The 24,394-nt window shown below is 64.1% G+C and carries 18 protein-coding genes; 5 read left to right on the top strand and 13 right to left on the bottom strand.

From position 1 onward, the window contains the following. Positions 1 to 7: 7 nt before the first annotated feature. The gene (locus tag ACP7DE_RS11555; protein WP_426072246.1) at positions 8 to 706 is read left to right on the top strand and encodes a YceH family protein; all 699 of its coding nucleotides are present in this window, start codon (positions 8 to 10) and stop codon (positions 704 to 706) included. Positions 707 to 722: 16 nt separating this feature from the next. Here ACP7DE_RS11555 and ACP7DE_RS11550 read toward each other — a convergent pair whose 3' ends face one another. Then, entirely contained in the window at positions 723 to 1,091 is a 369-nt protein-coding gene (locus tag ACP7DE_RS11550; RefSeq protein ID WP_426072245.1) for a tetratricopeptide repeat protein, read from the bottom strand. 7 nt (positions 1,092 to 1,098) lie between these two features. Beyond that, complete coding sequence (locus ACP7DE_RS11545) at positions 1,099 to 1,548, bottom strand: DUF4240 domain-containing protein (RefSeq protein ID WP_426072244.1); 450 nt, start codon at positions 1,546 to 1,548, stop codon at positions 1,099 to 1,101. A gap of 324 nt (positions 1,549 to 1,872) precedes the next feature. Between ACP7DE_RS11545 and udk the strand changes: the two genes are divergently transcribed. Beyond that, a complete protein-coding gene (gene udk, locus ACP7DE_RS11540) occupies positions 1,873 to 2,508 on the top strand; it encodes a uridine kinase (protein ID WP_426072243.1) in 636 nt (211 codons plus the stop codon). Between the two features lie 9 nt (positions 2,509 to 2,517). On the opposite strand, the gene ACP7DE_RS11535 is transcribed toward udk, so the two are convergent. The 7 genes from ACP7DE_RS11535 to ACP7DE_RS11505 form a co-directional block, all read right to left on the bottom strand. Next, the gene (locus ACP7DE_RS11535) at positions 2,518 to 3,687 is read right to left on the bottom strand and encodes an HlyD family type I secretion periplasmic adaptor subunit (RefSeq protein WP_426072242.1); all 1,170 of its coding nucleotides are present in this window, start codon (positions 3,685 to 3,687) and stop codon (positions 2,518 to 2,520) included. Continuing rightward, the gene (locus tag ACP7DE_RS11530) at positions 3,684 to 5,816 is read right to left on the bottom strand and encodes an ATP-binding cassette domain-containing protein (protein WP_426072241.1); all 2,133 of its coding nucleotides are present in this window, start codon (positions 5,814 to 5,816) and stop codon (positions 3,684 to 3,686) included. Before ACP7DE_RS11530 ends, ACP7DE_RS11535 begins: the two co-directional genes overlap by 4 nt. Before the next feature lie 28 nt (positions 5,817 to 5,844). Then, the gene (locus tag ACP7DE_RS11525; RefSeq protein WP_426072240.1) at positions 5,845 to 7,113 is read right to left on the bottom strand and encodes a TolC family protein; all 1,269 of its coding nucleotides are present in this window, start codon (positions 7,111 to 7,113) and stop codon (positions 5,845 to 5,847) included. Positions 7,114 to 7,248: 135 nt separating this feature from the next. Continuing rightward, on the bottom strand, positions 7,249 to 14,355 hold the full coding sequence (locus tag ACP7DE_RS11520; protein WP_426072239.1) for a hypothetical protein: 7,107 nt from the start codon (positions 14,353 to 14,355) through the stop codon (positions 7,249 to 7,251). Between the two features lie 761 nt (positions 14,356 to 15,116). Continuing rightward, positions 15,117 to 16,118: a hypothetical protein gene (locus ACP7DE_RS11515; RefSeq protein ID WP_426072238.1), complete on the bottom strand. Its 1,002-nt coding sequence runs from the start codon at positions 16,116 to 16,118 to the stop codon at positions 15,117 to 15,119. Continuing rightward, a complete protein-coding gene (locus tag ACP7DE_RS11510) occupies positions 16,115 to 16,987 on the bottom strand; it encodes an ABC transporter ATP-binding protein (RefSeq protein WP_426072237.1) in 873 nt (290 codons plus the stop codon). The genes ACP7DE_RS11515 and ACP7DE_RS11510 overlap by 4 nt, the downstream gene beginning before the upstream one ends. Then, positions 16,984 to 17,364, bottom strand: coding sequence for a GntR family transcriptional regulator (locus ACP7DE_RS11505; RefSeq protein WP_426072236.1), 381 nt, complete (start codon positions 17,362 to 17,364; stop codon positions 16,984 to 16,986). The genes ACP7DE_RS11510 and ACP7DE_RS11505 overlap by 4 nt, the downstream gene beginning before the upstream one ends. A 167-nt stretch (positions 17,365 to 17,531) precedes the next feature. Here ACP7DE_RS11505 and ACP7DE_RS11500 point away from each other — a divergent pair, with 167 nt between their 5' ends. Together ACP7DE_RS11500 and ACP7DE_RS11495 are read left to right on the top strand one after the other, a co-directional pair. Beyond that, positions 17,532 to 18,887, top strand: a complete 1,356-nt coding sequence (locus ACP7DE_RS11500; RefSeq protein WP_426072235.1) for a hypothetical protein — start codon at positions 17,532 to 17,534, stop codon at positions 18,885 to 18,887. 15 nt (positions 18,888 to 18,902) lie between these two features. Beyond that, the gene (locus ACP7DE_RS11495) at positions 18,903 to 19,862 is read left to right on the top strand and encodes a hypothetical protein (protein WP_426072234.1); all 960 of its coding nucleotides are present in this window, start codon (positions 18,903 to 18,905) and stop codon (positions 19,860 to 19,862) included. On the opposite strand, the gene ACP7DE_RS11490 is transcribed toward ACP7DE_RS11495, so the two are convergent. The 4 genes from ACP7DE_RS11490 to ACP7DE_RS11475 form a co-directional block, all read right to left on the bottom strand. Next, a complete protein-coding gene (locus ACP7DE_RS11490) occupies positions 19,859 to 20,602 on the bottom strand; it encodes a DUF72 domain-containing protein (RefSeq protein WP_426072233.1) in 744 nt (247 codons plus the stop codon). The two genes, ACP7DE_RS11495 and ACP7DE_RS11490, sit on opposite strands and share 4 nt — an antisense overlap. A gap of 69 nt (positions 20,603 to 20,671) precedes the next feature. Continuing rightward, positions 20,672 to 21,427, bottom strand: coding sequence for a UDP-2,3-diacylglucosamine diphosphatase (locus ACP7DE_RS11485; RefSeq protein ID WP_426072232.1), 756 nt, complete (start codon positions 21,425 to 21,427; stop codon positions 20,672 to 20,674). Positions 21,428 to 21,513: 86 nt separating this feature from the next. Beyond that, positions 21,514 to 22,005, bottom strand: a complete 492-nt coding sequence (locus ACP7DE_RS11480) for a peptidylprolyl isomerase (protein ID WP_426072231.1) — start codon at positions 22,003 to 22,005, stop codon at positions 21,514 to 21,516. Between the two features lie 71 nt (positions 22,006 to 22,076). Next, positions 22,077 to 22,715, bottom strand: coding sequence for a peptidylprolyl isomerase (locus ACP7DE_RS11475; RefSeq protein ID WP_426072230.1), 639 nt, complete (start codon positions 22,713 to 22,715; stop codon positions 22,077 to 22,079). Between the two features lie 277 nt (positions 22,716 to 22,992). Here ACP7DE_RS11475 and cysS point away from each other — a divergent pair, with 277 nt between their 5' ends. Continuing rightward, positions 22,993 to 24,390: a cysteine--tRNA ligase gene (gene cysS, locus ACP7DE_RS11470; protein WP_426072229.1), complete on the top strand. Its 1,398-nt coding sequence runs from the start codon at positions 22,993 to 22,995 to the stop codon at positions 24,388 to 24,390. The last annotated feature ends 4 nt before the right edge of the window (positions 24,391 to 24,394 follow it).

Below are 24,394 nucleotides of genomic sequence, written 5' to 3'. Positions count from 1 at the left end.
TATAGGCATGAACACCGATGTGACAGCAGGCGAAAAAAGTACTGACAATCCGAATCTGCTCGACCCCTTCGAGATCCGCGTGCTGGCCGTGCTGGCCGAAAAGGAAGCGCTGACGCCGGACAGCTATCCGCTGTCGCTGAATGCCCTGACGAACGGCTGCAACCAGTTGTCCAGCCGCGACCCCGTCATGGCGCTCTCCGAGGAAACCGTCTACGACGTGCTGCAGCGTTTGATGCAGCGCAAATTCGTCAACGGCATCACGCAGGCCGGCGCGCGCGTCGCCAAGTACGAACACCGCATGCGCATCAAGTGGTCGCTGGAACAGGACAAGCTGGCTATCCTGGCCATATTGATGCTGCGCGGCTTGCAGACGGCCGGCGAGATCCGCAGTCGCAGTGGCCGCGTGCATGAATTCAAGTCGGTGGCGGAAGTGGAATCGGGCCTGCAGTTTTTGATCGACAAATACCCGCCGCTGGTGGCCAGGCTGGCCGTCGCCCCCGGTGCCAAGGAACCGCGCTACGGCCACTTGCTGGGCGGCGCAGAAGCGCTGGCGCAAAGCGAGACGGCGGCCGGTTTTGCCGGCGTTGTCAGCGCGCCGCAGCAGGGCAGCCGCGTGGCCCAGCTGGAACAGGAAGTGCTGCAATTGCGCAGCGACTTCGATGGCCTGGCGGCGCAGTTCGAAGCGTTCCGCAAGCAGTTCGAATAGTTTTCCGAGCACGCGCCTATTGGGCCTGCGGGTCGAAATAGGCGGTCCAGGTTTGTCTGGAAGCGGCAAGGCCCCGCGCCTTGCCAAATTGTGCCATGGCCTTGCGGGGTTTTGCCAGTCCGGCCAGGGCCACCCCCAGGTTGTAATGGGTATGGCTGTCCGTCGAGCCCAGCTTGAGCGCCGTTTCCAGTACGTTGAAGGCTTCCCTGTACTCACCCTGGTCACACAGCACGGCGCCCAGGCAAGTGATCAGGGCGGTATCTTGCTGGGCCGCTTGCAAGGCGCTGCGCAACACGGCTTCAGCTGCCGCCATATGCGCATCCCATTGCCCGGCATCGCCTTCGGCCAGCTTTATATGCGCCTTGCTTGCGGCGATGGCGTCCATTGCCGCCTTAGCCGGGCCAGGCGGCGGCATTGCTTCCGGTTTCATAATCGACGCTGGCGGTAAAATCCCAGTCATCGGTGTCACGCCCTGTCTTCTCTGACCAAGCTTCGGGAGCGACGCTCAACAGTTCTTCCAGCCAGTCGTCCGTTTGATCTGGCATCAGTGTGGGGTCGGCCAGAACGCTGTCATAAGTAGCTTTGCCCGAGCCGACGACGAAACAGCGCGCATACAGGAAACCGTCACCCGACTTTCCTGATGCACCGGCATGGTCCGCAAACACTTTGCCATCGAGCTTGTACAGTGCCTGAGCCAGGCACTCCTCGAAGCCCTTGATGTCCTTGACCGGCAACTCGGCGAGCGCTTCGGTCAACGGTTCCACCGCAGCATCGGCGTCGCCATCTTCCAGGGCCTCTCGATCGATTTGCTCTATCAGCTGCCAAAATTTTTCTTCGTTCATTATATATTCCTGGTAAATGGTCAATCGATACTGAAAGAGGTCAGGCATGCAATGCCGGTGGCGCCAGTCGTCCCGTCTGCGCATCTTGAGCTTGTTCAGAATATCATCTTGCTCGAATACCAAGCGCACCGTTTCCCGAAGTAACTATTTTGCATTCAACAAGGAGATAGGCCGTGTCCTTTACCATTCCTTCCACGCCGCAAGCAGTTCGAATGATAGCGCTGGTCGGATCAGGCGGCGTGCCCTTACTCATCCGACCAGCGTAACGTCATTTTGGATCAGCCGCTCCCTGTCAGTCCGGTCGCGTTTCCGGTATCATTCGGCATGAATAATATTTCCTTCCAACCGTTTGTTATTGGTGTCGCTGGCGGAAGCGGCAGTGGCAAGTCCACCGTATCCCAGCAAGTGCTCGCGTCGTTTGGTGCCGACATGGTCTCGGTCGTGATGCAGGACGATTACTACTGCGACCAGACGCACCTCAGCCCTGAAGTCCGTCGCCAGCAGAATTACGACCATCCGCAGGCGTTCGAGTGGCCATTGCTGGTGCAGCATATCCAGGCCTTGCGCAACGGCGAGGCGATCGAGATGCCGGAGTACGACTTCACGCTGCACAATCGCTCCAGCAGGACCATTCCAGTCAAGCCGGCTCCGGTGATCGTGATCGAAGGCCTGTTTGCCTTGTATGACGAAGACTTGCGCGACATGATGTCGCTGAAGATCTTTGTCGACACCGCTTCTGACGTGCGCTTCATCCGCCGCATGCAACGCGATATCACCGAACGCGGCCGCTCGGTGGAAAGCGTCATCGAGCAGTATCTGGAAACAGTACGTCCGATGCACAAGCAATTCATCGAGCCGACCAAGCGCAATGCCGATGTCATTTTGCCGCATGGCGCGAATGGCCCCGCGGTCGACATGATTACCGCCAAGGTGGCGAGCGTCATCGGTCGGTTGAAATAGCCCGCTACATTACCGCTCCCCCATCGACTCTGAAAACGTCTTGGTGATCGGTTTCGTCAGGTAGCGCAAGACAGTTTTGCGGCCCGTGTTGATTTCCACGGTGGCCGTCATGCCGGGCTGGATCAAAATCGGTTCGCCATTCTTGCCCATCAGATTGCGCCCGCTGGTCTTGATCTGCACGCGGTAGTACGGCTGTTCGTTGCCTTTGTTATCCTCGCTCAAAGTATCCGCGCTGATGTAGCTGACGGTGCCGCGCAGGCGGCCGTAGATGCCGTAGTCGTAGGCGTCCAGTTTCACGGCCGTGGGCAGGCCGGGCTTGATGAAGGCGATGTCGGCCGGCTTGACTTTCGCTTCGATGATCAAGTCGTCGTCCGTGGGCACGATTTGCAGGATTTCCTCGCCCGGCTTGGCCACGCCGCCCAGGGTGGTGAGCCGCACATTGCGCACGATGCCGTCGGTGGGCGCGTAGATATCCGTCGAGCCCAGCTGCTCCTTGCGCTGCGTCACCGTTTGCAGCACGCCGGCCAGGTCTTCCTGGGCTTTCACCAGGTCCGTCTGACTATCTTGCAGGTATTTGTTGCGCCGGTTGGTGATCTGCGCCTGGATGTCGACCACCTGGCGCCGCAGTTTCAGCACTTCGGCGCGGCTGACATCGCCCGTTTCCAGCAGCGGCAAGTTCATTTCCAGCTCTTCCTTGATCAGTTTCATGGCGCTTTCCAGCGAGCTCACTTCCGCTTGCACGGCGCCCTGGCGCTTGCTGAACAGGGCCAGCTGGTTGGCGCGAAATTCCGGGAACGCCTGCAGCTCGGACGGGAATTTCGGCGCGCCGCCAAACACTTCCGCCTGCAGGCGCGCCACAGCCGCCTTCAGCCCGGCCGCCTTGGCCGTGCTTTCCAGATAGCTCGTCTCGGCCCGTGTGCGGTCGAAGCGCGCCAGCAGTTCGCCCTTTTTCACCACGCTGCCTTCATGCACGCGCAGCTCGGCCAGCACGCCGCCATCGGCCACCTGGATGATCTGATTGCGCGAACTGGCGATCACCTGGCCATTGGCGCGCGTCACCTGGTCCAGCTCCGCCCACGATGCCCAGGCGATGACACCCGCCAGCGCTAGCGTGCAGCTCCAGATCAGCAGCCGGCTCCGTTTCGCTTCTTCCCGCGTTGCCACTTTGGCCAGTTTCATGCCACGGCTCCTTGTGCCACCGGCGCAGTTGCGGGACTGGGTACGGCCTGCGGCTTGCCCGACAGCTTGGCCAGGACAAAGTCGCGCGGGCCGTCCAGCAGCACTCGTCCCGCCTGCACCACCACCAGGCGGTCGAGCAGGGGCAAGAGGGCGTTTTTGTGCGTGGTGGCGACCATCGTCACGCCTTCGGCCGCCAGTTCGCCCAGCAGCCCGACGATGCGCGCTTCCGTTTTCGCATCCATGGCACCCGTCGGTTCGTCGAGCAGCCAGATGCGCGGCTTGGCCAGCAGCAGGCGCGTGACGGCGATCAATTGGCGCTGGCCGCCCGACACGCCCCGTCCTCCTTCGGTGATGCCCAGCGCCAGTCCCCGTGGCTGGCCCAGTATCAGCTCGATCAAGCCCGTGCGTTTGGCCGCCGCCAGGATCGCTTCCTCGCCCGGGTCGGCCAGTCCCAGCAACAAGTTGTCGCGCAGGCTGCCGCTGAAGAGCCGCGTTTCCTGCGGCAGGTAGCCGACCATCTCGCGCACCACGGCCGGCGCCAGCAGGGCCATGTCGACGTCGCCCAGATACACCTTGCCTTCGGCCGGCTGGTACAGGCCCGAAGCCAGTTTCAGCAGGGTGCTCTTGCCCGAGCCGATGGCGCCCACCAGGCCGACGCGCTCGCCAGGGCGGATAGCGAGACTGTCCACTTCCAGCGCCACCTTTTGCGCGCCGCCATACGTAAAACGGATGCGTTCGAAGCGCAATCCCGTATCGAGGCTGCGCGGCGTCAGCGCGAACTGCGCATTGTCCGCCTCATTGGGCAGGCTGATGACCTGTTCCAGGCCGTCGATCGAGGCGCGCGCATGCGCCCATTGCACCATCACGGCGGGCAGCTGCACGATAGGCATCAGGGCGCGGTTGCTGATGATGGTGCACGCCATCAGCGCGCCCATGGTCATCTGGTTTTCCGCCACGAACCACGCCCCCATGGAGATCAGCGCCACGTTGGTCAGCTGCTGGAAGGCGGCCGTGATGTTTTGCGACAGGGCCGCATAGTCGCGGATATTCTGCTCCGCGTGGCTGCTCTCGGCCACCAGTTCGGCCCAGCGCGCCTGCATCATCCATTCGGCGCTGCTGCCCTTGAGCGTTTCCACGCCATCGACGGCTTCCACCAGCAAGCCCGCCTTGCGGTTGCTGGCGTTGAGGTTTTTGCGCGTGTGGCTCTCGATGGCGCGCTGGAACATCAGGCCGCACACGAGGGCCAGCGGCAGGGCCACCAGCGGCACGACCACCAGCCAACCGCCGATGATGGTGATCATGGCGAGAAAAATCAGGGCGAAGGGTACGTCCGTCAGCACGAACAGCGACGTCGACGTGAGCACGCCGCGCACCATTTCAAAGCCTTTTACTTGCGCCGCCAGGGTGCCGACGGAAGCGGGGCGCGCTTCCATACGGATGCCCAGCATGCGCTGGAAAAACCACTCGGACAATTCATGGTCGACGTCATTGCACGAGTGGTCGACGATGCGGCTGCGCACCTGCTTGAGGATGAATTCCAGGCCGATCGACAGGGCCACGCCCACCACCAGCACCCACAGGGTGCTGAAGCTCTGATTGGGAATCACGCGGTCGTACACCTGCATGGAGAACAGCGAGGTGGCCATGGTCAGCAGGGTCACCAACGCGGTGGCCAGCACGGCGTCGACAAATACGCTTTTTTTCAACCACAGGGCGTTGCGCACCAGGCCCAGCGCGCCGGGGCGGGCGCCGCTTTTTTCGCTGCGGCGCGGCAGGCCCACGCAAGCCAGGCCGGCCAGTGTCGCCAGTTGCAAGGCGCGTCCATCGATGCTTTCACCGCGCCAGGCGCCGTCGGCGCCGCGCGACTGTAGCAAGCCCCAGCCCGTGCTGGCGCTGTAGACGGCGAATGGCAGCTCGCCCGGCGTCGGCTGGTGCAGCGGACGCGCCACGCCTTCCAGCCCGGCTGCCTGCCAGATGGTGGTAAGGATCACACTGGGCGCGCCGTTGTCATCGACGTCATCGAGCTGGCGCTGCAGGTCGGCCAGGCGCGCGGCGGGCACGTGCTGGCCCGTCAGGCGCGCGGCCCGCTCGGTGAGTGTCAGCAAGCCATGTTTGATGGAGGTATCCACGCTGTCTCCTGTTGGCATCATGTCGGTGTCAATTCTGGCGCGCCAGGCTTGCCGGCGCCGTGCGCCCGGCCAGGGTGCCCGTCTGCGCGGCCAGGCGCAGGCTGGCGGCAATCGCTTGCGCACGCGTGTCCTCCAGTGAAAACTGCGCCTGGGTCGCTTCGCGCACGGCGTTGAGCACGTCGTTCCAGCTCTTGCGGCCGATCACGTACTGGCGCGCATACGATTCGAACACCTGCGTCGAGGTGGTGCTGGCCTCGCCCGCATTGCCCAGGCGCTGGCGGCTCGCTTCTGCCTCGTTCCAGTCCAGCGTGAAACGCTCGCGCACCTCGCGTTCGGCCACATCGTGCGCCGCGCGCGCGCCTTCGCGCCGGGCGACGGCGGCGTCCACGCCAGCCTTGGCCGATAGGCCGGCGCCCGGCTGCGCTTGCAGCACCAGCATGGCGCGCGTGCGGTTGTCGGCATTCATGCCGCCCGTCGGCTTTTCCATGCGCAGCACCACTTTCGGCATGTAGGCCGAGCGCTGCAGGGTGATGTCGGAATCGGCGGCCTGCGCCTCGAACTCGAGGCGGTGCAGGGTGGGGGAGTAGGCTATGGCCTGGCGCATGACTCTTTCCAGGCTGGCGTCGGGCAGCGGTTCGCCCACGCCGATACCCGTGGCGCTGACCAGGCGCACCGGCTTGCCGGCCAGTTGCGACAGCTGCGCCAGCGCGTTCTCCAGCGCCTGGCGCGCAGTCGACACGTCGTTGGCCGCCTGGTAGGCGCGCGACTCGGCCAGGCGCTGATCCGTTTGCGAACTGACCGACTGCACCACGCGGCGCTTGATCATGTCCAGCAGGCGCTGGTGCTCGGCCAGGCCGGCTTCGGCCGAGCGCACGCGCGCCGTCTGGCGCAGCGCCTCGGTGTAGGCGGCGATCACGCGCAGGGAGAGGGTCAGGCGTTCTTCTTCGATGGCCGCGCCGGCCGCGTCGACCCGGCTGCCGGCGGCATCGATGCCGGCGTCGATGCGCCCGCCGCTCCACAGCGGCTGCTCGATGCGCACCACGCCGCCCGTTTCCTGCGAACTGGTGGGCACTTCGGCCGACAGGCTGGGAAAACGCTGCCACTGCGCCGCATCGAGGTCGGCGCGCGCGGCCGCCTGCGCCGAGCGCTTGCCCTGCACGGCGGGATGGCTTTGCAGCGCCTGCTGCAAGACCTGGTCGAAGCTCCAGGCGGTGGCGCCCTCGGCATGCGCGCAAGACGCCATGGATGCGATTGCCAGGGCCGCCAGCAAGGCTGCGATGCGTGGCAGTAAGGACAATGCTGGGAAACCGCGTAATCTCATCCCGTGCTTTTCTGGCCCAAGGCCTGACGCATTTCAAGGTATGGGCGGGAGCGCGCTGTTTTGCGCTCCCGCTGCCGTGCCAGGCGCGGCGCCTGGCGTGGGTGCACGGCTTCAGACGACGAAGTTGGCCGCCGTCAGTTGCGTGATGTTTACCCCGCTCAGCAGCACCAGCGCCGTGTCGATGGCGTTGGCGTTGCTCAGGTCACTCGAGTGATATACCGTCACGGCGCCACTGTTTTGCGCATCGGCGATGACGATGTAGCCCTGTCCCGACAAGACGCTGTTGTCGGCCGCGATGGCGCTGGCCGCCGCGCCGATCGACACGGACGTGCCGTCGAAGATGAACAGGTTGTCGTTGCCAAAGTCCGTGTTCAGATTGACGCCCACGGCCACCGCTGCCGTCAGGTCGGCGATGGCCGACATGTCGATCACGTCGCCGCCGGCGGCCGGCAGGCCGGTGCTGAAGTCGGCCACCGTCAGCGGGTTGTGCAGGGCATTCTGGCTCAGCACGAACAGCTGGCTCGCATCCGTCAGGTCGGCCAGGGCCTGGGCAGCTGCCGCCGCTGCGGCATCGGCATTCGCCGCCACCGTCAGCGAGCCCGCGTCCGTCAGGTCTGCCTGCGCCTGCGCTTGCAGGGCGGCGGTGGCTGCCGCATCGGCGGCCAGGTGCAGGGCGCTGGCGTTCGTCAGGTCGGCCGTCTGCGCCGCGGCCAGCGCCGCTGCCGCTGCCGCATCGGCGGCCTGGGTGAGTGCCACGGCATCGGTCTGGTCGGCGATGGCTTGCACCGCGGCGGCGTGGGCGGCATCCGCATTCGATATCACCGCCAGGGCGTTGGCGTCGGTCTGCGCGGCGAGAGCATTTGCCTGCGCCAGGGCGATGTCGGCTGCCTGCGCGTCGGCATGGGCTTGGGCTGCCGCCGCGTCATCTGCATAGGCCGCGTTGGCATTGGCATGCGCCTGCGCCGCTATTGCTGCCGCGCTGGCGGCGGCGGCATCGTCGGCTTGCGCCGCTTGCAGGGCCAGCAGGGATGCGGCTGCCTGTGCCTGCGCCAGCGGGGCCGCCGCATCGGCCGCATGAGCTGCCAGCGCGGCGGCTGCCGCGCTGTTGGCGTTGAGCGTGGCAGCGGCAGCCGCCGCATCGTCGGACTGTGCCGCCTGCGTGAGTGCCAGCGAGATGGCGGCAGTGGCGGCCGCGGCCGCTGCTGCGTCGTCGTCGTTCTGCGCCGCGGTGGCCGCTGCCAGCGCGCTGGCAGCCGTCGCTGCCGTGCTGATGGCCAGGGCATCGGCGGCGATGGCTGCTGTGTGCGCGGCGGTGGCGGCGGCGGCATTCGCCGCTGCCTGATTGGCGGCCGTGTCGTCGGCTTGTGCTGCCTGTGCGGCAAGCAGTGCGGATGCCGCTGCGGCGGCGCTGGCGGTGGCTGCGGCATCGGCTGCTGCAGCGGCCGTGGCAGCCGCTTGCGCCAGCGCTGCGGCAGCGGCGGCGTCTGCTGCAGCCTGGTCGTCGGCGACGGCAGCGTTGTGTGCTGCCTGGGCGTTGGCCGCATTGGCCGCTGCCAGCGCGGCTGCCGCATCATCGGCCTGCGCCGCTTGCGTGGCTGCCAGGGTAATGGCGGCCGCGACGGCCGCTGCTGCGGCCGCAACATCGGCGTCATGCGCGTTTTGCGCCGCCAGCTGGGCGGCCGCTGCAGCGGCGGCGCTGGCGGCGACGTCGGCGTCGGCGGCCAGGGCTGCATTCAGCGCCAGTTGTGCATTGGCGGCGGCCGTGGCGGCGGCTGCCGCCGTGGCATCGTCCGCCTGGGCATTGAGCGTAGCGGCCAGCGAGATTGCCGCTTGCGCCGCTGCCGCTGCCGCAGCGGCATCGGCATTTTGCGCCGCGACCGCCGCCGCATGCGCCGCAGTCGCATTGGCAGCAGCGGTGGCGGCCGCCGCATCGTCGGCCTGGGCCGCTGCCAGCGCCGCATGGGCCGCTGCCGCATTCGCATTGGCCTGGGCCGCATCATCGGCCGCACCCTGGGCGGTGATGAGGAGGTTCAGTTTCAGCGTCCTGTCATTGTCGGCATCCGTGGCGTTGACATCGGCCGTCACGGCGGCGTTCAGGTTGGCAATGGCCGCGTTGAGTGCGGCATGGGCGTTGAGGGCCGCTGTGTCGGCCAGTTGCGCCGCCAGGGTTGCCGCCGCCGAGAGCGCGGCCGTATGCGCGGCATTCGCGGCGGCATCGTCGGCAGCCAGCGCCGCGCTGGCTGCAGCCAGTGCATTGTTGGCTGCCGTTGCAAGAGCGGCCAGCCCTACATCGGCCACCAGCGCGGCATCGGCAAGCAGCTGTGCGGCTGCCGCCGCGGCTGCCGTGCTGGCCGCCGTGGCGTCGGCGCCCAAGGCGGCATTGGTGGCGGCGAGCGAGGCGCTGGCCGTCAATATCGCCGCGTTGAGTGTGCTTGTGGCCGCACTCAGGGCTGCCTGGGCGTTGGTCGCCGCCGTGGCTGCTGCTGCGGCGAGGCTGTCGTCGGCCAGGGCCTGGTTCAGCGCGGCCAGTGCGTTCGCTGCCGCTGTCGCAGTCGTGCCGACGGCGAGATCGGCTGCCTGCGCGGCTTGCGTGGCTGCCAGCGAGATGGACGCCGTGAGGGCGGCGGCGGCAGCGGCGATATCGTCCGCTTGTGCGTGCTGCGTGGCGGCGGCCGAGATGGCGGCGATTGCGGCAGCTGCCGCGGCAGCCGTGTCGGCGGCGCTAGCGGCGACTGCGGCGGCCGTTGCATTGGTGGCGTTCAGCACAGCCGCAGCCGCTGCCGCATCGTCGGCCAGGGCCGCATTCAGGGAGGCCAGCGCGTTGGCGGCGATGGTGGCGGCGCTGGCAGCGGCGTTGTCGACCGTTTGTGCAGCTTGCGCAGCAGCCAGCGAGTTGGCGGCCAGGGTAGCGGCCGTCGCCGCCGCCAGATCGTCGCTGATGGCGCTAGCGGTGGCCGCGCTCGCCGTCACGGCGGCGGCAGCCGTGGCGGTCGCATTCGCGTCCGCCTGCAAGGCCGCATTCAGGGCGGCCAGGGCATTGGCGGCCGTCGCTGCCGTCGCGGCGGCGGCGGTATCGGCCGCTTGCGCCGCCTGGCCCGCTGCCAGCGAGGTGGTAGCCACGCCGGCGGCGGTCGCCGCGAGTGTGTCGTCCAGCTGCGCCGCCGTGGCTGCCGCCTGGGAAGTCAGGGCCAGGGTAGCGGCGGCAGTGGCGGCATTGTCGGCCGCGAGCGCATTGTTCAGGGCTGTCAGGGACGCTGCGGCCGTGGCTGCTGTCGAGGCGGCAGCCGCGTCATCCGCCTGCGCCGATTGCGCGGCGGCGAGCGACAGGGATGCCGTGGTGGTGGCGACGGTGGCCGCCAACGCCGCCGCCAGGTCGAGCGGGTGGGCCGTCGAATAGGCTGCCAGCGCGGCGGCATTCGCGGCATCGTTGTTGGCGACGGTGGTCAGTGCGGCGGCATTCGTCAAGGCGGCCTTGGTGGCGGCCACGGTGGCGGCCGTGACATTGAGCGTGTGGGCGGTGCCCAGCAGGACGGCGTCGGTCAGGCCCGCAACCGTGGCGGCCGTCGTGGCGGCGGTGGCATTCACGGTCGCTACCAGGCCCAAGGCGACGGCGTCCGTCAGGTTGGCTGTCGTTTGTGCGGCGGTGGCGGCGGCCGCGTCGACGGTCGCCGTCAGCCCCAGGGCGACGGCGTCGGTCAGCGCGGCGGTGGCGGCAGCCGTGTTGGCGGCAGCCGTGGCGGCTGTCGAAACGCTGCCCAAGGTTACGGCATCGGTCAGGCTGGCGGTGGCGGCGGCAACGCTGGCGGCCGTGTTGGCGGCAGTTGAAACGAGGCCGAGTGCCACGGCATCGGTAAGATTGGCCGTCGTTTGTGCCGTGGCGGCCAGCGCTGCATTGGCCGTGGCGACCAGGCCCAATGCCGTGGCGTCCGTCAATGCAGCGCTGGCGGCAGTCGTGTTGGCGGCCGTGGTGGCGGCTGCCGAGAGCGTGCCCAGCAACACCGCATCGGTCAGGTTGGCAACATTCGTCGCCGTATTGGCGGCGGCGGCAGCGGCCGTGGCGATCAAGCCCAGTGCGGCGGCATCCGTCAGGTTGGCCGTTGCCTGCAAGGCGTTGGCGGCGGTCGCGTCGGCCGTGGAAATGAGTGCCAGCGCCGTGGCATCCGTCAGCGCCGCCAGGTTGGCGGCCGATGCGGCAGCCAGTCCATCCGCGGTGGAGATGAGGCTCAGCGCGATGGCATCGGTCTGGCCAGCGGTCGTGACGGCCGCGGCGGCGGTCGTATTGGCGGCCGACGAGACCAGACCCAGGGCCACGGCATCGGTCTGGTTGGCAACAAATTGTGCCGTGGTCAGGGCATTTTGCGCCAGCGTATTGGCGGCGGTCAGCGTGGTGACCGCCACCTGGGCGGCAAGTTCAGCTGCTGCGTCGGTGGTAGAGACCAGGGCCAGCGCACCCGCATCGGTCAGCGCGGCTGCGGTGGCGGCAGTCGCGGCGGCGGCCTGTGCTGCGGCAGCTGCGCTGACGGCCGAGATATCGATCCCGCCTAGCAGGGCAGCCGCTTCCGCCGCCGAGACGGCATTGGCAGCCACGGTGATGAGCGCTCCGGCGTCGGTCAGGCCGGCGGTGACTTGCAAGCCGGCCGCCAGCACGGCATCGGCGGTAGAGACGCCGGCGAGAGCGAGGGCATCTGTCAGGCCGGCAGTGATATCGGCATTATCGGCATCGAGCTGCAAGGCATTGACGGTGGCCGTCAGGTCGATGACGCTGGTCTGGCCAGCCGTGACGTTGGCGGCCAGGGCGGCGAGGTTGGCCAGATTGAAAGCATTCAGGGCAACATTGACGTCCAGCAGGGACGCTTGCGCATTGGCGGCGGCCGCATCGGCATCGGCTTGGTCGGCGGCTTGCTGCAGGGCGACAACATCGGTCTGGTCGGCAACTGTTTGCGCATTGGCCGCATCGCTGGCGGCGGCAGCGTCGGCTGCCGCCAAGGCCGCCGCATCCGTCTGGTTGGCGGTCGTTTGCGCCGCCAGCGCGGCAGCGGCATCGGCGTCGGAAATCACTTGCAGCGCGGCGGCATCGGTCAGCCCCGCTTGCGTGGCGGCGCTGGCGGACGTGCTGGCGGCCGCATCGGCCGTGATTTGCAGTGCCGCTGCGTCGCTCAGGCTGGCCGTGACGACGGCATTCGCTGCCACGGTGGCGGCAAGGGCTGCGGCGGCGTCAAGTGCGGCGGCATCGGTACTGGCGGCCAAGGCGGCGGCAGCCGCAGCGGCGGCGTCGGCATTGGAAATCACGGCCAGCGCGGCGGCGTCGCTCAGGCCAGCCTGCACCTGTGCTGCATCGGAGGCCAGGGTGGCGGCATCGGCGATTAGCCCCAGGGTGGGCGCATCCGTCATGTTGGCCTGTGTTTGCGCGTTTGCCGCGTCCGTGGCGGCCGCGTCGGCGGCGGCCTGCAGGGCGACAGCATCGGTGGCATTGGCGATCGAGGCATCCCAGGCGGCGATGCCGGCAGCGGCGTCCGCTGCCATGGTCAGCGTCACGGCGTCGGTCAGACCCGCTTGCGTACTGGCTGCGGCGGCGGCGTTCGTGGCGGCAGTGGCGGCGATGCCCAATGCCGCAGCGTCGCTGGCATTGGCGGCTGTCGCGGCATTCGCTGCCGTGGTGGCGGCGGCAGTTGAGGCGGCGGCGAGAGCGGTGGCATCGGTGGCGGCGGCCACGCTGGCGGCCGCGGCGGCGGTAGCCGCATCGGCATCGGAGATGAGTGTCAGGGCGGCGGCGTCCGTCAGGCTGGCCTGTATGCCGGCCGCGACGGCGGCATTGGCGGCGGCCGTCGCCGCCAGGTCCAGCGCGGCGGCGTCCGTGGCATTGGCCAGTGCCGTGGCAGTGGCGGCAGCGGCGGCATCATTGGCCGAGATGATACCCAGCACCGCTGCATCGGTCAGCGCTGCCTGGGTATTGGCTGCTGCGGCGACCACATCGGCTGCATCGGCGATGGCTTGCAATGCCGGGGCGTTGCTTTGGTCTGCTTGCGTTTGCGCCGCATCGGCTGCGGCGTGCGCGGCGGCGGCGTTGGCGGCGGCCGTGGCGGCAGCCGCATCGTCATTTTGTGCCGACGTGGTGGCGGCCTGGGATATGCTGGCGGTAGCGGCCGCCGCAGCGGCCGCGCTGTCGTCATTCGTGGCGGCGGTAGCGGCCGCTTGCGCACCGGGGACGACGGCGGCCGTGCTGACTGCCAGCGTATCGTCACTGGTGGCACTATTGGCAGCGAGCAAGGCTGCTGCCGCAGCGGCGGCGGCCTGTGCCGCCAGTTGATCGGCGAGGATGGCGGCATTTGCCGCTGCCAGCGAAGCTGCTGCCGTGGCCGCTGCTGCGGCGGCGCTGGCGTCATCGGCCAGGGCATTGTTGGCGGCGACGACGGCTGCCGCAGCGGCCAGTATGGCCGCGTCGGTCACGATGATGGTGGTGGATTGGTTTCCCGTGCCACCCTGGCCGCCGGTCGAGCCTCCCGTACCTGTGCCTCCCGTACCGCCCGTCCCGCCCGTGCCGGTACCACCGGTACCGCCGGTGCCCGTGCCTCCCGTGCCGCCGGTGCCCGTGCCTCCCGTGCCAGTCCCTCCCGTGCCAGTCCCTCCCGTGCCGCCCGTGCCCGCGCCCCCTGTGCCGGACCCGCCGGCCGCGCCTCCGCCTCCGCCGCCACCGCCAGCTGCGGCGGCAACCAGACCAAGGCCGCCGAGCGCACCCAGCACGCCGAGTCCACCCAGGCCGGCCGCAGCGCCGGCGCCGCCACCCGCGCCAACCGACGCGCCGGCAACGTCCACGACACTGCCGCTGGGGATGCCGGCGGCACCTGCGCTAGTGCCGGCCGCGCCAGCGGCGCCGCCATTGTTATCGCTTTGCGGAGTGCCGAGGTCGGCGCTGCCGGTGCCGGTGCCGGCCTGGCCGGCGGCCGCGCCGCCGCCACCGGCGGCCAAGGCAGCTGCAGCCACTGCGGCGGCCGCGCCCAGGGCGCCGGCATTGCCGCTCTCGGCGCTTCCTGTGACTTCGACGACATTTTCAGGCGGCATGGTCTGGCTGGCGTCGCCTCCCTGTATGAGTTCATCGTCGTCATACTGCTTGCGCTCGCCGGTTTTTGGATCGACGGCTTTTTTTGCGGGCATGGCGATCTTGCTGCCAGCGCCTTCGGCATTGACGGGAACTTGTGCTGGATTTTGGATGGTGGCCATTTGAAATTCTCCAGAAGAGGTTATATATTCGTTAAATTTTTTAAGATATTAAAAAATTAATAATGTAATTCGTTTCCTTACTTACTCCGGCGTGGCTTGGGCCGTGGTCGAACTTAGGTGTTGCCGATGTTGATAGTGGCAAGTAAAACATAACTGGAAAAAAATCGCTGGCGCAAAAGATCGCTACCTCAGTAACATTAAAAATGATAATTTTGCACTTATTTCAGAGGGGGACTATTTCTTGTATTTTGTTTCGTCCGCCACTGGCTTGCCTGGTGATGCTCGCTCGCAGGACAGCGCATTTTCATGAGGTCTACACCTGCGCTCACTATAATGGGGGGTTTCATTTTTGAAACTTTAAATTCTATTTTGATCACTCTCCATGACCTTATTCTGTCAAGCTTTGCGCAAGGGAATAGTCACGAATTGTCACGGAATCGAGTATTTCTGCTGAGTTTGCTACCATGCGCCAGTATTTCTGCGCCCTTTATTCAAAAAGCCATCCCGCTATCGAATTGCTAGTTGTTGTTTTTTGTTCTCTGATTCTAAAATGTGATTGTAAATAAAATACGATGTAAATAATTATTTGCAATTTTTATATCTAATTAATACTATCGTTTGAATAGCCTTCATTTGATGCGGAGATTCGTTGATAATAACTATCAGGAAAGTAGCTATTATTTCAGGTGGCTGGGCGGTGCGGAAATAGAAAACGCCCCGACGGGCGGGGCGTTTTTGATGGGGTAGTGATCGTGCGCTGGTCAGCCTTCCTCGCGCCAGCGGCGCAGGCGGATGGCGGCGTAAATCAACGCCGCGCCTGCCGCCGCACCCAGCCAGACGGCTGGCAGGGCCAGGCTGGACCAGGAATTGCTGAACACATCGATGCGTGTCATGTGCGATCCCCCTGCTGCCAGGGCGTACATTCGCGGCAGCAGTTCCGGTTCAAACAGATACCAACTGCCGGGGAGAGTACCCAGCAGGGCGCGTCCGATGACATTCATCTGTATCCAGTTGAGGTCGCTTTCCGTCTGCGTCAGCTTGCCGGCCCAGACTGTCAAGATGAGCAACAGCAGCGGCAGGCCGACGGCCCAGAGAAAGACTTTCGACTTGGCCCAGCTCGAGACCATCAGCAACCAGCCAACCGTCGGCAAGGCCCACAGGCAATACACGGGCAGCAAGCCGAACACGCGCAGCGGTCCCAGGTACAGGCCGGGAGAGCCGAGCAGTTCGGCAAACACGTGGATGCCGTTGGCCGCCAGCACGCCGCTCAGTATCAGGATCAGGGCCAGCGAAGTCAGGCTGGCGGTGGCGGCCACGATCAACGGCGCGACCAGCAGGGCGATGGCCGCTTTCGACAGCACCGTCTGCGCATCCGAGATGGGCAGCGATTTCCAGAACAGCACGCTGCGGTCGCGGCGGTCGTCATGCAGGGCGCTCAGGCAATAGAAAAACACCAGGAAACCCAGTGCCAGGAACAGCGGCGCCGCCGCGTACGTATAGTTGTTGGCGACGGCGTCGATGATTTCCGTGCGACGCGGGCCGAAGGTGCGGGTATTGAAGATGGTGCTCCAGGAAATTTCCTCGCCATTGACGATGAGCGCCGTGTGCATTTTGGTCCTTGCGACGGTCGCGGCCGCCATCAGGGCGCCCAGCACCGTCATGACCACGCCGATCAGGGCCGGCGTCCACACCAGCATGCCCTTGTGTTCCCACAGTTCGCGCCGGAGCAGCCATTGCAGCTTGTTTGCAGGGGAAATACTCATTGGTACGATCCTTTCATGGTCGCGACAAACAGGTCAGCCAGGCTGGGCGTGCGAACTTCGCCCAGGGCGGCCAGCTGGGTGCGGGCGACGCCGTCGAATAGCATCACCGACTTGCCGAACACGCTGCGTTCGCTGATCGGCTGCAGGGCGCGCGCCGGATTGACGTGTTGCGGTCCCACCATCACCTCGATGTAGCGCTCGCCCACCTCTTCCATGGTCGAGGCCAGCACGATCTTGCCGTCGCGAATGAACATCAGGTCACTGAGGATGTGTTCCACTTCCTCGATCTGGTGCGTGGTAATGACGATGGTCTTGTTTTCATCGAAATAGTCTTCCAGCAGGTTCTGGTAAAACTGCTTGCGGTACAGAATATCCAGGCCCAGGGTCGGCTCGTCGAGCACCAGCAGTTTGGCGTCGATGGCCATCACCAGCGCCAGGTGCAACTGCACCACCATGCCTTTCGACATGGCCTTGACCTTCATTTTCGGCGCCAGCTTGGTGTGGGCCAGATAGCGTTCGGCCTTGCTGCGGTCGAAACGCGGATGCACGCCAGCAACGAAATCGATGGCGTCAGCCACGCGCAGCCAGCCCGGCAGGATGGCCACGTCGGCGATGAAGCACACGTCCTCCATCAGCGCGTCGCGCTGCACGCGCGGATCGCGCACCAGCACCGACAGTTCGCCTTCGAAACCCGTCAAGCCCAGGATGGCTTTCAGGGTGGTGGTCTTGCCGGAACCGTTAGGCCCGATCAAGCCGACGATGCGCCCTGGCGCGATATCGAAGCTGATGCCATCGATGGCCACCTGCTTGCCGTACTGCTTGTGCAGGCCGCGCGCGCTGATGACGCTGTCCTTGTTCAATCCATTCATGCGTTCTCTCCATGTGCGCCACTGTCGCGGCTCGCTTGCAGTAGTTGCTCGATGTCCAGGCCCAGTTGCGTGATGCGTTCCAGCATCGCCGGCCATTCTTCGCGCAGGAAGCGCTCGCGTTCACTGGCCAGCAATTTGTCGCGGGCGCCATCCAAGACATACATACCGAGTCCTCTGCGTTTTTCCACCAGGGCATCGTCGACCAGTTCCTGATAAGCGCGCGAGACCGTGATGGGATTCAATTGATAATCGGCCGCCACCTGGCGCACCGAAGGCAGGGCGTCGCCGGACTGCAGCACGCCATCGAGCATCATGCCCACCACTTTGGCCTTGAGCTGGCGGTAGATGGGGCTATTGTCGTTCCATTCCGCGCTCATGGGATGCGCTCCGACAAGGGCGGGGCGGGGCGGCGCGTGAAAAATGCTGTAGGCATCGAAGCTCCGTGATGTATTGATTTGGTGTTGTAGTGAACTATAACAGTGAAAATCCAAATGTCAACAGTTCGATGTTTTTCTAATCATATGGAAACTATAATGTTGTGTGTTTGAAAAAATTACTTGATAGCTTGTGGCACATATTGTCGCCAGTCACCAAGAAAGCAGCAATGATCAATCGATATGATGAGTTGCAAAACCTATTCAGACGCGCCGGCTGTGGCGTCGCGCTGTTGGCCGTATTGAGTGCCTGTGGCGGCGGCTCAGGCGGCGACACGGCCACGCCGTCCACCACGCCTGCCGTCGAAACGCCGCGTTACCTGCTGGGCGGCACGGTCAGCGGCTTGCTGCCTGGTGCCAGCGTCGTGTTGACGAACGGTACAGATAAAGTGACCGTCACGGCCAACGGTCCCTTCAGTTTTGCCGGCAAGCTGGCGGCGGGAGCCAGTTATGAAGGCAAGGTCGACAGCGCTTCCGCGGGCCTGGGCTGCAGCATCGCGCAAGGCGCGGCGACCATGGGCAGTGCGGATGTCAGCACCTTGGTCGTGCGTTGCCTGCCTGTTTTGCTGGCGGGGGTGCAGGAGAAAATCCAGCAGGTGGCAGGTATGGTCAGCGATGCCGCTGGTAATTACTATATCGCCGATGCGGGCAATCAGGTCATCCATAAATTGGGAATTGACGGCACCTTGAGCGTGTATGCGGGGGTGATGGGCAAGCGCGGCGCAGATGACGGCCCGGTGTCGAACGCGACGTTTTCCTTTACTGGAGGGAGTCGTTTGGCCATCGACCGCCAGGCGAATCTCTTTGTGAGCGATTATTGCCACGCCGTGCTGCGTAAGATCACGCCGGAGGACGTGGTCAGCACGGTTGCCGGCCAGCGGCGCAGCAGTTGCGAAGCCGATGATCTTGAGCCCGCTTCAGCGTATGTGGATGGGCAGGGGGCGCAAGCTCGTTTTGGCTTGCTTGGCAGCCTGATCACGGACGCGAATGGTGATGTGCTTCTGGTGGATATCCACAAGAACGCCATACGCCGTGTCACCGCAAGTGGCGTGGTCAGTACGTTGCCGTGCGCGTATGCTCTCATGCCGGAAGTGCCCAGCGACTTTCGGCGCGTGGGCCGATTGGCGATCGATCCTGCCGGTAACGTGTATTTTAGTGATGTTACAGGAGCTTATATATTCCGCATCGAGAATGGTGTTGCGGTCAAGGTGGCGGGGAACCGCTCGCAGGCGGGATCGGTTGACGGTATCGGCGGCGCTGCCAGCTTCTCCCGCATTGGCAGCATGCACTTCAACCGTGATGGCGCGTTGTTGCCGGTCGATGGTGCCACTGTCCGCAAAGTGCAGGCTGACGGCAAGGTGACGACCTTATTCGGTGCTGGCCTGCATGATGCGAATGGCCAGGCAGCAGGCTTCAAACAGCTCAGTGCAATGCTGCTGGAACCGTCCGGTGCCCTGGTCGTCTAGGACCAGGGCCGGCATATGCTGCGTAGGCTGGATCAGGATGGGATACTGTCGACCCTGCCAGCCTTGTCTGGGCAAATCGGTCTCGTCGATGGTGTGGGTGCTGCGGCGCGTTTGACACTGGGCTATGCAAGAGCCGTTGTGGCGGATGTGGCGGGGAATGTCTACCTGGCCGACGACGTTAACAAGGTCATACGCCGCGTGGCGCCCGACGGTGCGGTCAGTATCTTCGCGGGTATTGCCGGCCAGGACGGCAGCGTCAATGGCGCGCGTGGAACCGCAACCCTGGAGGGACCGGTGGCCATGGCATTTGACACGAAAGGCGACCTGTATTTCGCCGACCAGTACCATGGACAGCCTTGGCTCACTTTACGTAAGATCAACAAGCAGGGGGAAGTGTCCAGTATTGTGGCCTTGCCAACTTCACATGGCACTCGCTTCGCGCTGGCGGTCGACCAGAAAGATAATATTTATTGGGTGCACAATGTAGGCAACGGTATCTATCGGCGTCCGCCGGGCGGCGAGTTTTCCTTGTTTATGCCATACGATAATGCCTTGAAGGCATTGAATGGAAAGATAGGTACGCGTGACTATATTTCGGCCGCCACCCTGGCCGTCGACAGCCAAGGGGGGCTTTACTTTGAAGACGTTCAGCACCATGTGATCTTCAAGCTTGCGCAGAACGGTGATGTCAGTCACTTTGCCGGCACAGCTCTGCAGAGTGGAGGCAAGGATGGGCCGCCCGGAATCGGGCATCTTCCGTCATCCGACTATTTCCCGTTGATGATAGACGCCAACGACAATCTGTACACGGGGGGCCAGGACGCGATACGCAGAATCGACACTACCGGTGTGATTTCGACGCCGCAACTGGGTTGGGGCACTCCTGTACTGAGCACCTTCGCCATTGGCAGGGGCGTGCTGGGCGTGCTATATGGCTTTACTGCTCAGGCCGTGATCCAGACGCCCCTGCCCTAGCTGCACAGTTGTGCGGCTGGCAAGTCCATCAGCCGCGCCTGCAAGTCCAGCGCATTGAACAGGGCGGCCCCGGCCGCCGTGTTGTCGAAGATGCACCAGCTGCCTGTCTGTGTCTGTTCTTGTAAGGAGGTGGCCAGGTTTGCCAGATAGTCGGCCGGGTAGTCAGAGTAATAGATTCTCGGGCTGCCGTGCAGGCGGAAATACGCCGCGCTTGTCGTCGGCACGTGCGGACCCGGCTGGCCGGCGGGCGGATCGGCCCGTACGCGGGTGATGCGTTGCATCGTCAAAAGTTCGGTCGCGCCTGCCTCGAACCAGCTGGCGTGGCGTGCCTCGCAAGCGAGCATGCCGTCGAAGCGCTGGCGCAGCGCACTGAAAAAAGCGGCGGCCACGTCCGCCTCGAAACGCAGGCTGGGCGGCAACTGCACCAGCACGCAGCCCAGCTTACTTCCCAGTTGCATGACTTCTCCCGCAAAGCGTTCCAGTTCCGCCGTGCCATCGCGCAAACGCCGTTCGTGCGTGATGCTGCGCGGCAATTTCACGCTGAAGCGGAAATGCTCGGGCACGCTGGCGGCCCAGCGCGCGTAGGTGGCGCTCTGGTGCGGACGGTAGAAGGAGCTGTTGATTTCCACGCAAGACAATACGCGCGCATAGCGCTGCAAATGGCTGCCATCGAGGGGAAAGTGGCTGGCGGCGGCGCTGGAAAGGTTCCAGCCGGCCGTGCCGATGTAGAGAGTGTGCATGGCGCCATTACAGCGCAGGCTGACCTATGACGCTATCGGACTAAACCCCGTGGCGGAGTCAGCTTTCGCCTAGTCGATGACGTTGCCGTTCAAGTCATGGCGCGTGATATTGCCGCGCGCATCGATGGCGATCCAGCCGCCGCGTGGCTGTTCCGGCGCCGTCACGTCGCATTCCCAGTCGGGCAAGACATAGCGCAAGGTATTGTCGACTTTATGCACGGCAGGGCGGTGCGTATGGCCGTGAATCATCACAGTGCTGGCATGTTCGGCAAACACTTGCGCGACGGCATCGGGTGTGACATCCATGATGTCCATGGATTTTTCGCCATTGTGCTCGCGGCTGCTCTGACGCAAACCGTCGATGATGGCCTTGCGCTGCTCCAGCGGCATGGACAAGAACTGTTTTTGCCACGCGGGTTGGCGCACCATGGCGCGAAATTCCATGTATTGCACGTCTTTCGTGCATTCGGCGTCGCCATGCAGCAAGACGATGCGCCGGCCGGCAATGTTCGCCACATGCGGTTCGCTGAGCAGCGTGGCGCCGGCGGCGGCGGCAAAGCCGGAGCCAACGAGGAAATCGCGGTTGCCGGCGATCCAGTAGACGTGCACGCCAGCATCGCTGATGGCGCGAATGGCAGCCGTCATGCGCGCATTGAACGGGTCTTCCAGGTCATCGTCACCGGCCCAGTATTCGAACAGGTCGCCTAATAGATACAGCGCGTGCGCATATTGCGCATGGTGTTCCAGGAAAGAAAGAAACGCCGCGCTGGTGCGCGGGTGCGAGCTCTGCAGATGCAGGTCGGAAATAAAGAGTGCGGCAGGCATTGTCATCGTTCAACGCTCCCAAAAAGTGAAGTGCATGGAGAGGCGCAAACGCTGCAATGCCTGTTATTCATGATGCCAGAGCCGTATTAAGCGGCTTCGACTTTCTCGATGACAACATCGGTCACTGGCACATCGGCAAACATGCCGGTGCGCGAGGTTTTTACGGCGCGGATGGCGTCGACGACTTCTTTGCCGTCCGTGACTTTACCGAACACGGCGTAGCCCCAGCCGTCCTGGCCTGGATAGTCGAGGAAGCTGTTGTTCTTGATGTTGATGAAGAACTGGGCCGATGCCGAGTGCGGGTCCGACGTGCGGGCCATGGCCAGCGTGTAGGTATCGTTTTTCAGGCCGTTCTTGGCTTCGTTTTCCACGGTGGTGTCGGCAGGTTTTTGTTTCATGCCTGGCTCGAAACCGCCGCCCTGGATCATGAAGCCGTCGATGACGCGGTGGAAAATCGTGTTGTCGTAGTGACCGGCTTGCATATAGGCCAGGAAATTGGCAACCGTTTTCGGCGCTTTCTCGGCGTCCAGTTCAGCGGTGATCTTGCCCAGATTGGTGGTGATGATGACGGAGGTCATGATGATCCTTAATAAATTAGATGAAGAATGATTCGACGGCCCGCGTGGTTCAGGGCCGCAAAAACGCTATTTTACAGTTTTGCGGGCGCGGATTTGAGTAAAGTCGCCGATTCGATCACCACGGGGGTGACCGGCACGTTCTGGTGCGGTCCCTTGTCGGCAACGGCCACGGCCTTGATCTTGTCGACCACGTCCATGCCGCTGACAACTTTGCCGAACACGGTGTAGCCGAAGCCGTCGCGGCCAGGGTAGTCGAGCGCGCCGTTATTGCCCACGTTGATGAAGAATTGCGACGTGGCCGAATGCGGGTCGCCCGTGCGTGCCATGGCGATGCTGTAGCTGACGTTTTGCAAGCCGTTTTGCGCCTCATTCTTGATCGGCGCTTTTGTTGCTTTCTGCTTCATGTTCTTGTCGAAGCCGCCGCCCTGTATCATGAAGCCATCGATCACGCGGTGAAACACGGTACCCTTGTAGTAACCGCTGTTGACATACTGCAAGAAATTGGCCACGCTTTTCGGGGCTTTTTCCTGATCCAGTTCCAGCACGATCTCGCCCATGCTGGTTTTCAGGGCCACGTGCGGCGTGGGGGCGAGGGTAGCCGAAGGGGTTGCAGGTGCGGCTGCCACGACGGCGCCGCCCAGCGTGAGGCCGGCAAACAGGGTGCAAAAGCGGGCCAGGAAAGACAGGCGTTTCGATGTGAGTTCTTGCATGAAGGTGTCCTTGATCGTTATTTTTCTCTAAACTTGCTGTCGTACTAAAGAAATGAGTTTCGGTTGAACATCGTAAAAACCTGATCCATATCGGGCCAGTCTGGTTTTTATCAATGTTATACTTGACCGCTAAGGCCCTAATTCTAACAAACAAGAACAACACTATAGCGGCTCGACCAGTCTTGGCGCACACGGCAGTTCAGTGGCGCGGCACCCCCGGTGTCCGCGCCTGTCTGTCGTTTTGCCAGGCTGGCGACCGCTCCACTTGCAAAGTACGATGAGCAATCTAAAGATTTACAATACCCTGGCTCGAGAGAAGCAGGTATTCGTCCCGATGGAAGCTGGCAAGGTACGCATGTACGTCTGCGGCATGACCATCTACGATTATTGCCATATCGGTCATGCGCGCATGATGATGGCCTTCGACGTCATCTACCGCTGGCTGAAAGCCTCCGGTTTCGACGTCACCTATGTGCGCAACATTACGGACATCGACGACAAGATCATCCGCCGCGCCGTGGAAAACGGCGAGACGATTTCACAGCTGACGACGCGTTTCACCCAGTACATGGATGAAGACACGGCCGCGCTGGGCATCTTGACGCCCGACCACACGCCGCGCGCCACCGACTACGTGCCGCAGATGCTGCGCCTGATCGAGCAGCTGGAAGCGAAGGACCTGGCTTACCAGGGTGCGGATGGCGACGTCAATTACGCCGTGCGCAACTTCCCCCACTACGGCAAGCTGTCGGGCAAGTCACTCGACGACCTGCGCGCGGGTGAGCGCGTCGACGTGAACACGGGCAAACGCGATCCGCTCGACTTCGTGCTGTGGAAGTCATCGAAAGAGTCGGAGCCGGAAGAAGTCAAATGGGATTCGAAGTGGGGCAAGGGCCGCCCGGGTTGGCATATCGAGTGCTCGGCCATGTCGTGCGCTCTGCTCGGTGAACAGTTCGACATCCACGGTGGCGGCGCGGACTTGCAATTTCCGCACCACGAAAACGAAATCGCCCAATCCGAAGGCGCGTTCGGCCATACCAGCGTGAATTACTGGATACATAACGGTTTCGTACGCCTGGACAATGAAAAAATGTCCAAGTCGCTCGGGAATTTCTTCACCATCCGCGAAGTGCTGCAAAAGTTCGATGCCGAAGTGATTCGCTTCTTCATCCTGCGCGCGCACTACCGCAGCCCCCTCAATTACTCGGACGTGCACCTGGACGACGCCCGTTTGTCGCTGACGCGTTTGTACACGGCGCTGGCCGACGTGGTGGTGGAAGAGGGCGCCATCGACTGGAGCGAAGCGCATGCCGCCCGCGTGGCCGAGGCGATGGATGACGATTTCAACACGCCGCTGGCCGTGGCCGCCCTGTTCGACCTGGCGACGGAAGTCAATAAGCACAAATCCCCGGCCCTGGCGCGCCAGCTGAAAGGCCTGGCGGGCGTGTTCGGCTTGCTGGAGCGTACGCCGCAGCAATTCCTGCAAGCGACCGTCGGCGCTGCCGCCGGTGGCGAGGATGAAGCGGCCGGCATCGAAGCGGCCATCGCGGCGCGCAGCGCGGCGAAAAAGGCGCGCGACTTTGCCCAGTCCGACAAGATCCGCGCTGAACTGTTGGCGGCAGGCATCATTCTCGAAGATAAGCCTGACGGCTCGACCAACTGGCGCCGCGCATGATGGC

Source organism: Janthinobacterium sp. DSP2-3-3 (genome assembly GCF_049897325.1).
GTDB lineage: Bacteria > Pseudomonadota > Gammaproteobacteria > Burkholderiales > Burkholderiaceae_D > Janthinobacterium.
Note: the sequence above shows the minus strand (reverse complement) of the source record. Positions and strands in the feature narration are given on the sequence as shown.